This is a genomic window from Pseudarthrobacter sp. NPDC092202 (genome assembly GCF_044755505.1).
Lineage (GTDB): Bacteria > Actinomycetota > Actinomycetes > Actinomycetales > Micrococcaceae > Arthrobacter.
In genome coordinates, this window is sequence record NZ_JBIVRG010000007.1 from 121189 (window position 1) to 134097 (window position 12909).

Below are 12909 nucleotides of genomic sequence, written 5' to 3' on the forward strand. Positions count from 1 at the left end.
TGCGTCAAGAGGCCCGGCTGCATCGCCGCAAGCATCACTCCAGGACGTCGTACCGCAGCTCATTCCCCAGGATTCTCACGCCCTGGGTGGGGACGTGCGGCGTGGCCTTGGCGGGCGGCATCAGGTGGGCAACGGGCAGCCCGGCCAGCAAGAGGCAATGGTCCGCGATGAGCCTGCGGTGGCAGCGCCACCAGACGGTTTCGCTGCACATGATGGCAGTCTGTTCCGACTGTGCGGCAGCAACGAGCGCTTCCGCTGCAACGCCGAAGTCCGCGGTGCGCATGTAGGCGGCGTAGGCCCGGAACGACTCATTGCGCAGGGCGGTATCGGGGGAGTCCGGCGGAAGCTTGCGGAAACCGCCCAGCTGCCGTTCCCACCGGTAGCTGATTCCCGCTTCCGGCAGCCACGCCTCCATGCGGTCCTTGCCGAAGTGGGGGTGCTTCCTGCTGCCCGGACCGATCCGGACATCCACCAGCGACGCCACACCGGCATCCCGCAGGCGCGAGGCGAACTCCGCCTGGGACGCGGTCCCGTGACCGACAGTGAACAGGGCCTTCACGCAAGCAATGATAGGCACGGCTCCCAGCCCCCTCCCAACAGGCCGGGGTGGGGGAACCAGTCGCCGGCAAGCAGTGAGGCCCTGCGTATGACCAAGCTGGCCAGTCCTGGTTTCGTCTCTGCGCCGCCCTGCAATAATCTGAACCAATCGGTTGTGCGCGGGGGTGCAGGCGCCCGGGGCAACAGGCAGCACTGTAAGTTCGGGCCACATCACACCAGACGAGGCGGACACGCATGACGGCTTCAGACCAGCAGCATCCACAGCGCACAGGGATGCCAACAGACCCTCCCGGGCTTTCGCGCGCCGCGGGCGGTGCTGCTGCCGGCGCGGCCGTGGACCCCCATCTGCTCCAGAAGCTGGCCGACGCGCATGGCGTGGGTACCTCGTTCCAGGGCTGGGATGGGCTGCCGCATACGGTAGCTGGAGAGACGCTGATTAAGGTGCTGGCCGCTTTGGGCGTGCAGGCGGACACCAACCAGGCCATCGAGGCCGCGCTGGCGCAAGCTGAACTGGCCCCCTGGCGCCGGATGCTGCCTCCCGCCGTCGTCATCCAGCAGGGTGAACCCGCGCTGGTCCCGGTCCATGCGCGTGATGGCGCAGCCGTGCAGCTGGGCATTGCCCTCGAAGACGGTTCCGGCGTCAAGGCGGTCCAGGAGGACGTCCGGGAACAGCCGCGGGATGTCGACGGCGTGGCCACCCGCCGCCTTACCTTCGCCCTCCCGCAGGACCTGCCCCTCGGCTGGCACACCCTGACCGCCCGTGCCGGCGACGTGACCGCGGAGGCCACCCTGGTGGTGACGCCGCGCCAGCTCAGCACCGCGCAGCCGCTCGAAGAGCGCCGCGGCTGGGGGCTGGCCACGCAGCTCTATTCCGTCCGGTCCAGGCGCTCCTGGGGAATCGGCGATTTCGCGGACCTCGCCGACCTCGCGGCCATCAGCGGCGAACGCGGCGCCGACTACGTGCTGGTCAACCCGCTGCACGCGGCTGAGCCCGTGCCGCCGGTGCAGCCGTCCCCGTACTCGCCCTCTACGCGCCGGTTCTTCAACCCGCTCTACATCCGTATCGAGGCCATTCCCGAGCTGGGCTACCTGAAGCCGCGCCGGCGCGCAGCGGTGGAGAAGCTCCGTGAGGAAGTGTCCGGGCTTAACAAGGATGGCGCCCGGTTGGACCGGAACGCCGTCTACGCGGCCAAGCTCCAGGCCCTGGAAATGCTCTACCATGCACGCCGATCCCCGGCCCGGCAGGCCGCCTTTGACGAGTTCTGCCGGATTTCAGGCAAGGGGCTGGACGATTTTGCCCTCTGGTCCGCAATCCGTGAGGACCTTGCGCCGGGTGATCCGCTGTGGACCGATCCCGCCTTCGCGCTGGGCACCCGGGAGGCCGAGGCGCTGCGGGACAAACTCGGGGACCGCATCGGGTTCCACCGGTGGCTGCAGTGGATCTGCGACGAGCAGCTCGAAGAGGCCCAGCGGGCCGCCCTCCGGTCCGGCATGCGGCTCGGCGTGGTGCACGACCTCGCCGTCGGCGTGGACCACAGCAGCGCCGATGCCTGGACACTGCGCGACGTACTGGCTCCCGCCACCAGCGTGGGCGCCCCGCCGGACATGTACAACCAGCAGGGACAGGACTGGGGGCAGCCGCCCTGGCACCCTGCCCGCCTGGCCGAGGCCGGCTACATCCCGTTCCGGAACATGCTGGCCACGGTGCTGCGGCACGCGGGCGGCATCCGGGTGGACCACATCCTTGGCCTGTTCCGGCTCTGGTGGATCCCGGTGGGAAACGCCCCGGGTGACGGCGCGTACGTCCGTTACGACCACGAGGCGCTGATCGGCATCCTCGCCCTGGAGGCCCAGCGTGCCGGAGCCGTGGTGATCGGCGAGGACTTGGGCACCTTCGAGCCCTGGGTGCGGGACTACCTGGCTGCCCGCGGCATCCTGGGCACGTCCATCCTTTGGTTCGAGTACGACGGCGACTCGCCCCTTGCGCCCGAAAAGTACCGGACGCAGGCGCTCGCCAGCGTCAACACCCATGACCTTCCGCCCACGGCCGGTTACCTCGCCGGGGACCACGTGGCGCTGCGCAGCGGGCTGGGCTTGCTGGAGCGGTCCGAGGCGGAGGAACGGGCCGAGCACAACGCCGCCCTGGAGAAAATGCTGGCCATGGTGCGGGAGCGTGGCTACCTGCCCGGAAGAACCGCGGGCGGGCATCCGGAAACGGAAGAACAGACCATCGAGGCGCTGCACCTCCTGCTCACCCAGACGCCGTCGGTCCTGCTGGGCGTTGCCCTGGTGGACGCGGTGGGGGAGCGCCGGGTCCAGAACCAGCCCGGCACCACCGAAGCGCTGTACCCCAACTGGCAGGTTCCGCTGGGCCGGCCGGACGGCAAACCGGTGTTCCTTGACGATCTTCCCGCGAATGCCCGGTTCAACTCGCTGCTGGCGGCGGTGGAAGGAGCCCTGCGCGGCTAGCCGCCCGCCGGCTGCCTGTTGTCACGCACAACAACCTGTCAGCCAGCAACCTGTCAGCCACCAACGCGAGGCCACTCCCTCGACCGTCCGGGATCCGGAACGGCGAAGGAGTGGCTTCGCATTGCTGCTAGACGCCGGTTCCGCTAGCCGGCCGTGATCACGTGCGTAAAGTGGTCGTAACGGAAGGTGGCCGGGCCGCCGTCGTGCTTTAACACGATGTTGGAACCCGGTGAGGCGCCGCCCGCACCGTAGCTGACATTCCAGGACCGGTCCAGGGCGGCCTTGAATTCATAGGTGCCGGCAGGCAGGGCCGGCGCGGACAGCTTCCATACGAGGTCGGCCGGGTCGAGCATGAGCTGTGCCTGGTCGCAGGCAGGTTCCCAGTCCGTGGCGCAGCCAAGCTCACTGTTCATGCTCCCCGCGGCCGCCACAGCCCCGGGCTGCTGGGAGGCGTAGACGGCGCTGAGCAGGTGCGTGCTGTTGTCGTAGCGGAACGTCACCGGGCCGCCGGGATGGTCCAACGTGATGTTCGGTCCGTTGAACGCGCCGCCGGCCCCGTAGTTCTCGTCCCAGCCGCCGTTGAGCGCTGCCTTGTATTCGTACTGCCCCTCAGGAAGATCCACCGTGAGCCGCCAGACCTTGTCGGCGGGGTCGAGCACCATCATTGCCTGCGAACACGCCGGATCCCACGGTTTGGTGCAGCCCATTGCCTCGTTCAGGGAACCCGCTACTGTCACGGAGTCGGGCTGCGGTGCTTCGCCCACCGTCACCGTCCGGGTTTCACTGACCACGCTGAAGCCGGGGCCGGTCATCGCGGCCCGGTACGCCACTTTGGTACCGTCGTCGAGGTCGGAGACGTCGTCCTCCGCCGAGTACACGGGCGAGGAATCATCCGTGGCTACCGCAGTCCAGTCGCCGCCTGCCACGCTTCGTTCGAACGTCACTGTGTGGCTTGCCTTCTCGGGGTCCACGGTGGCGCTGAGCTCCACCTGGCCCTCGGCGCTGCTGCCCTCCGCGGGCTTGTTCAGCGTCACCACCGGAGCGGGCACGCTAGCCGTGCGTGGCTGCGAGCTGGCGGTGTGCCCGCCGTTGTCCAGCACAGTGGCTCGGTACTCGACCGGCGTCCCGGCATCCAGCGCCGCCACGTCATGGAACACCTGGTACGGCGCGGTGTCATCGGTGCCGATCGGCGCCCACCCTCCGCCTGCCGTCCTGGCTTCAAAGGTAACCTCATAGAACGAAGAACCGCCGACGTCGGCCGTCACCTTGAGGCGCCCGTTGTCGCCGGGAGCCGCTGCCGGGTCCTGGAGGACGATGGCGGGCGCGGCCTTGGAGTGCGGGATCCGCCCGGAGGACTGGTAGACCACGGCGGAGAGCGGCGGCACCGTGACGGTCAGCGTGCCGGCCTCCGACGTCTTGGTTTCAGCGGCAGCGTCCCCGTAGATGCGGGTGTAGTTGCGTTTGGAGATGTAGGTGGGCACTTCTGCGGTCTGCGCCTGTTCGCTGTTGTTCAGGGCCACCACGTACTCGCGCTGGTCCCCGGCATCCGTACGGGAGAACGCGTAGATGCCCGGGCCCTCGGAGGCGTAGCGGTGCTGGTGTGCGCCGTCGCGGAGGGCCGGGTGCTCCTTGGTGAGCGTGGCCAGTTCGCTGATCTTGTTGTACAGCGGGTGCGCGGTGTTGAAGTTATCGGTGGCGTGCGTGGCGTCCGTGCCCAGCAGGTCGTCGTCGAGGTACTCCGGCACCTGGCTGGCGAACAGCGTCTGGCGGGCGTCCTGGTCGCCGCCCGGGCCGGTGAAGCCCTGCTCGTCGCCGTAGTAGATGACGGGGTTGCCGCGGGAGAAATACATGAGCTCGTGGGCCAGCTGGTCGCGGGCCACCTGCTCGGCGCCGGACGATCCCGGGTTGTCCGCGGCGATGAAGCTGCCGATGCGGCCCATGTCGTGGTTCCCCAGGAACGTTGGCAGCTGGTAGACGTTCGAGTCCGCGTCCGTGTACCAGTCATCGCCGGCGAAGAAGGTCTCCAGCGTGCGGGCGTCCTGGCTCTTGGAGGCGAAACTCCGGGCGGCGTCCTGGAAGGGGAAGTCCAGGACGGCCTGCATCTGGTTCCGGGTTGTGAACTGGGAAGTGAAGCTCTTGGTGGTGTCGAAGACCTCGCCGAACATGAAGAACTCGTCCTTGCCCTGGGCATTGGCGTAGCTCAGGACGTCCGGGCCGAACTCCTGCCAGAACTCGTTGTTGACGTGCTTCATCGTGTCGATGCGGAAGCCGTCAACGCCGAAGTCTGCAATCCAGGTCTTGTAGATGTCCTTCATGCCGTCCACGACAGTGGGATGCTCGGTGAACAGGTCGTCCAGGCCGAAGAAATCCCCGTAGTAGGCGTCCTCGCCAACGAAGGTTGTGTCGCCGCGGTTGTGGTAGAGCGCGGGATCGTTCAACCAGGCGGGAACCTTCAGGTCCTCCTCGCCCTCCTCCAGGACCGGAACGTAGGGGAAGGACGTTTCCGGGGCGAGGTCCGGGAAGCTCTCCGAACCGGCGTAGTCGCGGTCGTCGAACGGCTCGCCGTCCGCGGTCTTGTATGGCACCTCGTCCTTGGAGGTGTATCCCTTGCGGGCGCCGCCCTCGTAGCCGATGACATCCGCCGTGTGGTTGGTGATGATGTCGAAGTAGACCTTCATGCCACGGGAGTGGGCCTCGTCGATGAGGGCCTGCAGCTCATCATTGGTGCCGAGATGCGGGTCGATTTGGGTGAAGTCCGTAATCCAGTACCCGTGGTACCCGGCGGATTTGTCCTCGGGCTGAACCGCCTTGTTCTTGAAACTTGGGGTGAGCCAGATGGACGTGGTTCCCAGCCCCTGGATGTAGTCGATTTTGTCCAGCAGGCCGGCCAGGTCTCCGCCGTTGTAGAACCCCTTTTTGGTGGGGTCGAATCCGGAAACCATGGGGTCACCGCCTAGGCCGCCGTCGTCATTTGCGGTGGTCCCGTTGTTGAAGCGGTCAGCCATGACGAAATAGAAGTTCTCGTCCGTGACGGGAGCGCGGAGTGAATGGAAGGCCGACGCCGTGCCGGGGTCCTTCGGGCCGGGTGCGGCCTGGGCGGGGAGGACTGCCGCTGAAACCGCGACGGCGGCCGCCAGCAACCCGGCGGCTGAACGGAAGGCGGTGGTTTTGAGGGATGTGCGGGCGGGTGGTGGCGCGGCGGAGGGGCGGGGGCGCGCGGACACGCTGGAATGGGTGCGGAATGACAAGGGGTGAGACCTTCCTGGGAGCGTCGCTGCTGTTCAGGCTTGCCGAGGGAAAACAGGCGGCAAGGAGGAGTGCGTTTCACAGGAAAGCCAGCCTTTCCGTGAGGCACGTCACAACTGTAAGCGCTTGCACGGAATAACTCCAGCGATTGTGCTGGACTGTCCCGGTCCGGCTGGTTGCTTCTCCGGCCCGTGCCAGGACCCTCCGGAAAGCGGCAGTGTTTCGTAACAGGCTGCCCGGAGGAGCCCTAGCCTGCGGGCACCAGGGCGGTGGGCGAGGGGGTCTCTAGATTGTGGACTACTTCTCCCGGGCAGCCCGTGAGGGTATCCAGCGCAAAGGTGGCCACGTTGTGGGACCGCTCATGGGCCACGTGGAGCCAGTCACCCCTCACCAGGTGGTGACGCGGCCAGTTTCCGCCGCTGGGCGTGTCCTTGATGGGTGCCAGTTCCGTCCCCCCGGCACCGACCTCAAGCACGCTGATGATGTTGGAGCCACGCACGCCCACATAGGCATAGGACCCCCGGAAGCCGAGGCAGATTTCCGCGCCGGAGTCGTCCGGGAGGCTGCCGCCGGACGTTGCCGGCCCGCGGAAAACCAGCTCGAAGGTACCCGCTTCCGGTCTCACGATGAACACTTCGACGGAGTACTCAGACACCACGAACACGTTCCCGTTCTGATGCTGAACCATGTGCCGTGGGCCAGTGCCGAAGGGCAGAACAACCTCGTGGTCAGCAACCAGCCCGGTGCCCGGCACGTAGTTCCAGACCCGAAGGGTGTCGTGGCCCAGGTCTGTGGTCATGATGCGCCCGTCCGCCAGCATCAGGCTGGCGTGGGCGCGGCTCTGCCGCGGCTCACCCGGATTGAGGCCGGCGTGCGGATCGACCGACGGCACCGCGGGGAGCCGCCGGGTCATCCCGCCGTCGGCATCCAGTTCGTAGAGCAGGACCTGGCCGTCGCCCCAGCAGGCTGCGGTGACGAAGCGGCCCTGCGGGTCCACAGCAACGTGGCAGGTTGCTTCTCCGGCGCGTTGCGGCTCACCGAGGGGCTCCAGCCCGAAGTCGCCGGAGCGGCGGAAAGCCCGGACCATTTTGCGCTGCTCGGCCACTGCGTACACCACGGGCAGCGTGGGATGGACGGCAACGAAGGACGGCGAGTCCGTCTCCGCCGCAGTTCCCAGCCATTCGAGGCTTCCGTCCGGGTGCTCGGCCAAAGCACCGATTCCGTCCGCCCTGCCTCCTCCGTCGGGGGTGTAGGTACCGGTCCAAATGACGGGGTGCGGGGCAGGAGAAGTCATGGTTCCATCCTGCCAAAAAATGGATGCCTTACGGTGCACTTGCCCACTAACATTGGGCTCCAGCCACGCCTCTGGCTATCGGGGGCGTGCGGAAGGGGTGATGATGCGCAACTGCGAGCCGACTGCTGAGCCCCAGACCCTTGCTCCGGTGGTTTCCGCCCTGCGGGTAGCGGGCTGTGTCTTCGCAGAAGACGAGGCGCTGCTGTTAATAGCTGAGGCCCCGGATTCCGCGGTACTCGCAGAATGGGTGGACCGCCGCATATCCGGCATGCCACTGGAACATGTTCTGGGATGGGCTGATTTTTGCGGGGACCGCATCGCCGTGGACCCGGGTGTTTTTGTGCCTCGGCGGCGGACGGAACTGCTGGTTCACCAGGCAGTAAGCCTGCTGCGGGACCGGACTCTTTCACCGCCCCCGATTGTTGTGGACCTTTGCTGCGGTTCGGGCGCGGTTGGTACGGCCATTGCCCGGCTGCACCCAAGGGCGGAAGTGCACATGGCTGATATCGATCCTGCGGCAGTGAACTGTGCCCGCCGCAATGTGGATCCCGTTAGGGGCCGCGTGTACCAGGGTGATCTGTTCGCGGCGCTGCCGCCGGCGCTTCAAGGCCGGGTGCGGATTCTTGCCGTCAACGCTCCTTACGTCCCCACGGAAGCGATAAGAACAATGCCGCCTGAAGCGCGCCTCTACGAATCGCGCGCTGCGCTCGACGGGGGCGGTGACGGACTGGACTTCCACCGCCGCGTGGCAGCACACGCCCTCCAATGGCTTTCGCCTGGCGGACACCTGCTGATCGAGACCAGTGGGCAGCAGGCCGGGCGGACATCCGCGATCGCGGCTGAGGCGGGGTTAACCGTCCGGACCGTCCATGATGATGAGCTGGACGGGACTGTGGTGGTCGGTTCCCTCCATCGGGGCACGCGGACCCAGGCAGTTACGTGACGGTAATTGCGCCTGCACTGTCTTGTCCAGGCCCTGGCCGGAGGCAGGTCAGGGTGCGGCGCCCTGGATCCGCGACTGGAGGACAGGCAAACCCGGTCCCGCGAGCTCGTTCACGTAAGGTTTACGGCCAGCCATGGACATCACCAGGGCGAGCGTCGATCCGGTGACCAGCGGTCCGGTGCCCGTTGCGAAGGGTCCGTCGTCAGCGCGCAGCTTCAGGCCTGCGATGCTTGTGCGGCTGTCCACGGTGAAGTCGCGTTCGGCGAAAAATTCGGCCACGAAGGTCAAAGCCTCGATGCTGGGTGTTCGGGGAAGTCCCAGCGGCTGGCGGATGTCTTGGGCATGCACGACGACTTCGCCGAGGTAGGCCGCAGTGTGGCTTGAAGGCGCCGTGGTACTCCCGATTACCGCCCGGAAGCGCTCGAGGGTCTCGGTAGGTGTCCTGCCGCGGTGCTCGGTCAGCCTGCGCTGGTTGTGGACATCGGGCCGGAAACGCGCGCCCAGTATGCTGCGGAACCACTGCCACTGGTTCAGGCTGGCTGCGGCCGTGAGGTGGGCGAGAACCTGCTCAATGTCCCACTGCCCACAGAGACTACGATGCTGCCACTGCTCCGGGTTGAGTCCAGAGAGATCCTCTGCCAGCGTGGTCCGCTCAATGTGGGCCAGCGCCCATAAGTGCTCGCTTGTCGGTGTCGTCATGGAACCCTCTCGGCTGGCGTTAGTTGATGGTGCTCATACAAAGCCGATGTGCCAGCGGCTGCCCGGATGAGACGGGAGGCGCCGCTGTCTCGTTGGGAGGAATACTGAGAGTGACAATATCGGGAATCACGCATCTTCGCCGCCTGGTTTATCGAACGAGTCACGGCTTGGAGTCTTCTCACTCCCGCTGCGTTCGCGGGGGCGGGGGTGGCCTGAAGTAACCGTTTTGTTGGGGCTTTTGTTGGGGGTCGATGTGTTTCGGGGGCGTGTACCAGGGTGTGCCGTGGCGGGTGGTGATGATCCATTGTTCTTTGTGGATGAGGTGGTGGTGCGCTGAGCAGAGAAGTGCGCCGTTGCTGGTGGATGTGGGGCCGCCGTCTGACCAGTAGGTGATGTGGTGGGCTTCGCACCACGGTGCGGGAATGGTGCAGTTGGGGAAGGTGCAACCTTGGTCGCGGGCTGTGAGGGCGAGCCGCTGGGCGGGGGTAAAGAGGCGGGTTTTGCGTCCGAGGTCCAGGATTTCGCCGTGGCTGCCCAGGACAGCGGGGATGATGTCGGCGTCGCAGGCCATTTTACGCAGGGTAGCGGCGGCCACGGGCCCGGTAAAGACGAAGTTACCCGACGCAAGACTGGGTTCTGTTCCGGTCGTGGTGTCTAGGTCCGTGCGGGTGCCAGTGCCGCTGCCGACACCCGCAGCTGCGTCCATGCTTACGTCGGTGCCGGTGCCTGCGTTCATGCCAGTGCCCGTGCCTGCACTACCCCCGCCTGCGCCGCGCGGGCCGGATTCCTGGCCGCCGGAGGGGTCGCCGCGGTGGAGGAAAAGGTCCTTGTAGTTGATGGTGGCAATGATCTGGGGCCGGTTGCCGCCGGTGATGGGGAGGGCATTGGTGGTGAGCCCTGCTTTGACGGCGCTGATAATGCCATCCAGTTGTTTTTGGGGGCGGGTGCGGCGGTCCAGGTCCCAGCCGGACCCCGGGCCGGCGTCGTGCCAAGCAGAGTCTTGCGCGGTCCCACTTCCGTCTCCGCTATCGGCGCCTATGACTATGTCCCTTGTGCTGCAACTTCCCCCGCCGGTGCCGCTGCCGGCGTCGGAGTCTGTCCCGGTCCCTGTACCGGAACCGGCGTTGGTGTCGGCGCAAGCGCCGTTGGGTACGCCGGCGCCGTTGGGGACGGAGGTGCGGGGGTTGGTAGCGGCGTTCATAACCGTGAGGAGGTGTTCGTATTGGTCGGTGGTGGCAAAGATTTCGAGGCGGTGCAGGCCGTGGCGTGGTTTGCGGATGAACGCGCCCTGGGTGTGGCGGAGGGCTTCCTCGGTGGGTTCGGTGCCGTCGGCGTCGATGGTCTCGGCCCAGCGCTGGGCCAACCGGGCTACGAAGTCGGGATCGGCGGCGGCCGCGGCGGCGGTGAGGTCATGTTCAATCCGGTCCAAGACATCCGGAGTGGTGTGATGCCGGATCCGGTCCAGCGCAGCAGTGATGATCGTCCCGGCGTAAGAGGACACCACGGGCGCTGAAGCGACGGCCGCCAGCGAGTCCCCGTTCGTGCCCTCAGTCGTGTCGTTGGGCGTGTCCGCGGCTGTTGCCTCAGGAGTCGCTGCGCTTTCGGCTGGCCCAGCCGAAAGTGGGTTGGGTGCCGGGGCAAGGGCGCACGCGAGATGTGGCAGGGCCGGTGGAAGGGGTTCGCCGGTGAGGCTGGTGCCGGGCAGGGCCTGGTGGGCAAGTGCGAGGCGGCGGCGGGCCTCGCGCAGGGGAATCCGGAGCCGGAGGCGGAGGAACTCCGCGGTGTTCCTGCACCCGTCGTCGGCGGGCGAAGTCACGACCGGCACGCCACCCCTCGTCCCGGTACCCGCACCGGCAGTGACAACGCCATGAGCAGCAGTGGCTGCACTGGGTGTCTGCTCGCTGGGCGTCTGGTCGCTGGATGTCGAGTCGCCGGGGTTCGGTTCGCTGGGCTCCGCGCCGCCGGTTGTGGCCTTGCCCGGCCAGCCGGCGTCTGTCTCATTTAGTATTTCGGCGCCGTTCTCCCACCCGGTGACCCAGCCCCGGGATCGGGCGGACCGGGCGGCAGTCGCGGCGGTGATTGCTTCGCTTCGGGTACGGTCCACAGCCCCGGCAGCGAGTAGCTGCAGGCATTCGACACTCCGGGCGAGGTCCTCAACCTGGCCGGCGAAGTCAGAAGCGTCAACATAGCCGGCCACTGCAAGAGCATCTGGGGCGGCCAGCGCCGCAGCATTGAGGAGGCCCCCGATTTCAGCCAGCCCGGCTTGCGGCTGTCCACCTGTTTCCTCGACACGTCCGGATGCATCGTCACCAGCCGGTGCTGGGAGCGAAACGGGATCCGGGGGAGCCACAGTGCCCTGGCCTACGACTTCATAGAGGCGGGCTGAGACGGTCCGGGCGCCTGTTCCAGATGGAGGGAGGGAACTTGCGTTGGAGAGTAGGGCGGCATAACCACTGAACTCCGCAAGCTGGTTCCCAAGCACCTTCATGGGACAACTCTGCCAAAGACCACTGACAAAAAGGGCCGGCTAAAGCGGCTATGTGGATAACCCGGGAAGCCGGGTGCCAGCCTGGCCGGGTTATCCACACGGGGAGCCGTGTTGGCGACCGCCTGCCGTGCTGGATGCCGCTGAGGCGTTAAGACGCCGCTGGCCGCCGCGTCCCCCAAGGATCGCGACGGCCAGCAAAGCCATTCAGTTGTAGCACACGCAAGCGGTGATTACGTTGTCAAGCGGGAACCGCTCTGCCGCAAGCCGTACGAACGGCCTGTCAGGACTTCGAGCCGGTCTCGTCCGAGGTGCCGAGATTGTGCGTTTCCGGGTGTGTGCTGTGGGCGGGGATGTGGTCCCCGCCAAGGTCGTCACTGCCCGAGGGACCAGCAGCACCGGTACCAGCAGCACCGGGACCAGCAGCGCCGGTACCGGTTGTGCCCAAACTGCCCGAAGTACCCGCGCCGCTGGTGCTTGCTGCACCCGCTGTTGCGGCGTCGTCGGACGTTGAGGACTTTTTGTCACCGGTTGTGCCCTCGCGGTGCATTGCGGAACCAATGACTGTGCCTGCCCGGCGGGCCGCCTCAGTCAGCTGGTCCGCCACTTCAGGAGCCTTTTCCTTGATGGCATCCGTGGCAACAGCAACCTTGTCCTGAACCGGCTTGCTGTCCCAGATGCCCGCGGCGCGAGCCTTGAGTTTGTCGTACGCTGCCCGTCCCGACCGTGATCCAAGCACATAGCCGGCGGCAATTCCTACGCCCAAAAGAAGTTTGTTTTTCATGATGAGGTCCTGCTCCCTGAGAAGGTTCAGTTCCGGCCAGAGAGGCCGGGAGATAGAAAAACCGGCCCGGGGATGTTGTCCCCAGGCCGGCTCTCCTGGCTGGCGCGTCTGTTAGCTGCGTGCGCCACGCTTGGTGACCATGCCGTATACCAGCAGCACGATCAGCGCACCGCCGATGGCCAGCAGCCACGTCTGCAGGGAGAAGAACTCCTGCAGTCCGGTGCCAAAGATCATTCCGCCGATCCAGCCGCCGAGGAGTGCTCCAACGACGCCGAGGACCAGGGTGATGACCCAGCCGCCACCCTGGCGGCCCGGGAGGATCGCCTTAGCGATCGCGCCAGCAATAAGTCCGAGAATTAGAAATGCAATGAATCCCATTTTTTGTTCCTCTTCCTAAGTAAAGGAGGCCTCCGGATCCCGGAGACACTTCA

Annotated in this window: 9 protein-coding genes; 2 read left to right on the forward strand and 7 right to left on the reverse strand. The window is 66.5% G+C overall.

Annotated elements, in window-relative coordinates; genetic code table 11:
- Positions 1–34 precede the first annotated feature (34 nt).
- Entirely contained in the window at positions 35–577 is a 543-nt protein-coding gene (locus ACIQF4_RS12730; protein ID WP_400515882.1) for a DUF488 family protein, read from the reverse strand.
- Between the two features lie 215 nt (positions 578–792).
- On the opposite strand from ACIQF4_RS12730, the gene malQ reads away from it, so the two are divergent.
- Positions 793–3027, forward strand: a complete 2235-nt coding sequence (gene malQ / locus ACIQF4_RS12735; protein WP_400515883.1) for a 4-alpha-glucanotransferase — start codon at positions 793–795, stop codon at positions 3025–3027.
- 143 nt (positions 3028–3170) lie between these two features.
- Here malQ and ACIQF4_RS12740 read toward each other — a convergent pair whose 3' ends face one another.
- Positions 3171–6275, reverse strand: coding sequence for an alpha-amylase family glycosyl hydrolase (locus tag ACIQF4_RS12740; protein WP_400515884.1), 3105 nt, complete (start codon positions 6273–6275; stop codon positions 3171–3173).
- Between the two features lie 245 nt (positions 6276–6520).
- Entirely contained in the window at positions 6521–7567 is a 1047-nt protein-coding gene (locus tag ACIQF4_RS12745; RefSeq protein WP_400515885.1) for a lactonase family protein, read from the reverse strand.
- 100 nt (positions 7568–7667) lie between these two features.
- Here ACIQF4_RS12745 and ACIQF4_RS12750 point away from each other — a divergent pair, with 100 nt between their 5' ends.
- Entirely contained in the window at positions 7668–8510 is an 843-nt protein-coding gene (locus ACIQF4_RS12750) for a putative protein N(5)-glutamine methyltransferase (RefSeq protein WP_400515886.1), read from the forward strand.
- 48 nt (positions 8511–8558) lie between these two features.
- Here the strand turns inward: ACIQF4_RS12750 and ACIQF4_RS12755 are convergent, their stop codons facing one another.
- The 4 genes from ACIQF4_RS12755 to ACIQF4_RS12770 all read right to left on the reverse strand — a co-directional run bounded on the left by ACIQF4_RS12755 (position 8559) and on the right by ACIQF4_RS12770 (position 12856).
- A complete protein-coding gene (locus ACIQF4_RS12755; RefSeq protein ID WP_350001112.1) occupies positions 8559–9209 on the reverse strand; it encodes a maleylpyruvate isomerase family mycothiol-dependent enzyme in 651 nt (216 codons plus the stop codon).
- Between the two features lie 178 nt (positions 9210–9387).
- The gene (locus ACIQF4_RS12760) at positions 9388–11697 is read right to left on the reverse strand and encodes an HNH endonuclease (RefSeq protein WP_400515887.1); all 2310 of its coding nucleotides are present in this window, start codon (positions 11695–11697) and stop codon (positions 9388–9390) included.
- Positions 11698–11977: 280 nt separating this feature from the next.
- Positions 11978–12478 carry a hypothetical protein gene (locus ACIQF4_RS12765; RefSeq protein WP_400515888.1) on the reverse strand — a complete coding sequence of 167 codons (501 nt, stop codon included), beginning with the start codon at positions 12476–12478 and terminating at the stop codon, positions 11978–11980.
- A gap of 111 nt (positions 12479–12589) precedes the next feature.
- Positions 12590–12856, reverse strand: a complete 267-nt coding sequence (locus ACIQF4_RS12770) for a GlsB/YeaQ/YmgE family stress response membrane protein (RefSeq protein ID WP_231457116.1) — start codon at positions 12854–12856, stop codon at positions 12590–12592.
- Between the last annotated feature and the right edge of the window lie 53 nt (positions 12857–12909).

Bases quoted from the DNA above. Each gene is read 5' to 3' on its own strand.
- malQ (WP_400515883.1), top strand. From the start codon at position 793: ATGACGGCTTCAGACCAGCAGCATCCACAGCGCACAGGGATGCCAACA.
- ACIQF4_RS12745 (WP_400515885.1), bottom strand. From the start codon at position 7,567: ATGACTTCTCCTGCCCCGCACCCCGTCATTTGGACCGGTACCTACACC.
- ACIQF4_RS12750 (WP_400515886.1), top strand. From the start codon at position 7,668: ATGATGCGCAACTGCGAGCCGACTGCTGAGCCCCAGACCCTTGCTCCG.
- ACIQF4_RS12755 (WP_350001112.1), bottom strand. From the start codon at position 9,209: ATGACGACACCGACAAGCGAGCACTTATGGGCGCTGGCCCACATTGAG.
- ACIQF4_RS12760 (WP_400515887.1), bottom strand. From the start codon at position 11,697: ATGAAGGTGCTTGGGAACCAGCTTGCGGAGTTCAGTGGTTATGCCGCC.
- ACIQF4_RS12765 (WP_400515888.1), bottom strand. From the start codon at position 12,478: ATGAAAAACAAACTTCTTTTGGGCGTAGGAATTGCCGCCGGCTATGTG.
- ACIQF4_RS12770 (WP_231457116.1), bottom strand. From the start codon at position 12,856: ATGGGATTCATTGCATTTCTAATTCTCGGACTTATTGCTGGCGCGATC.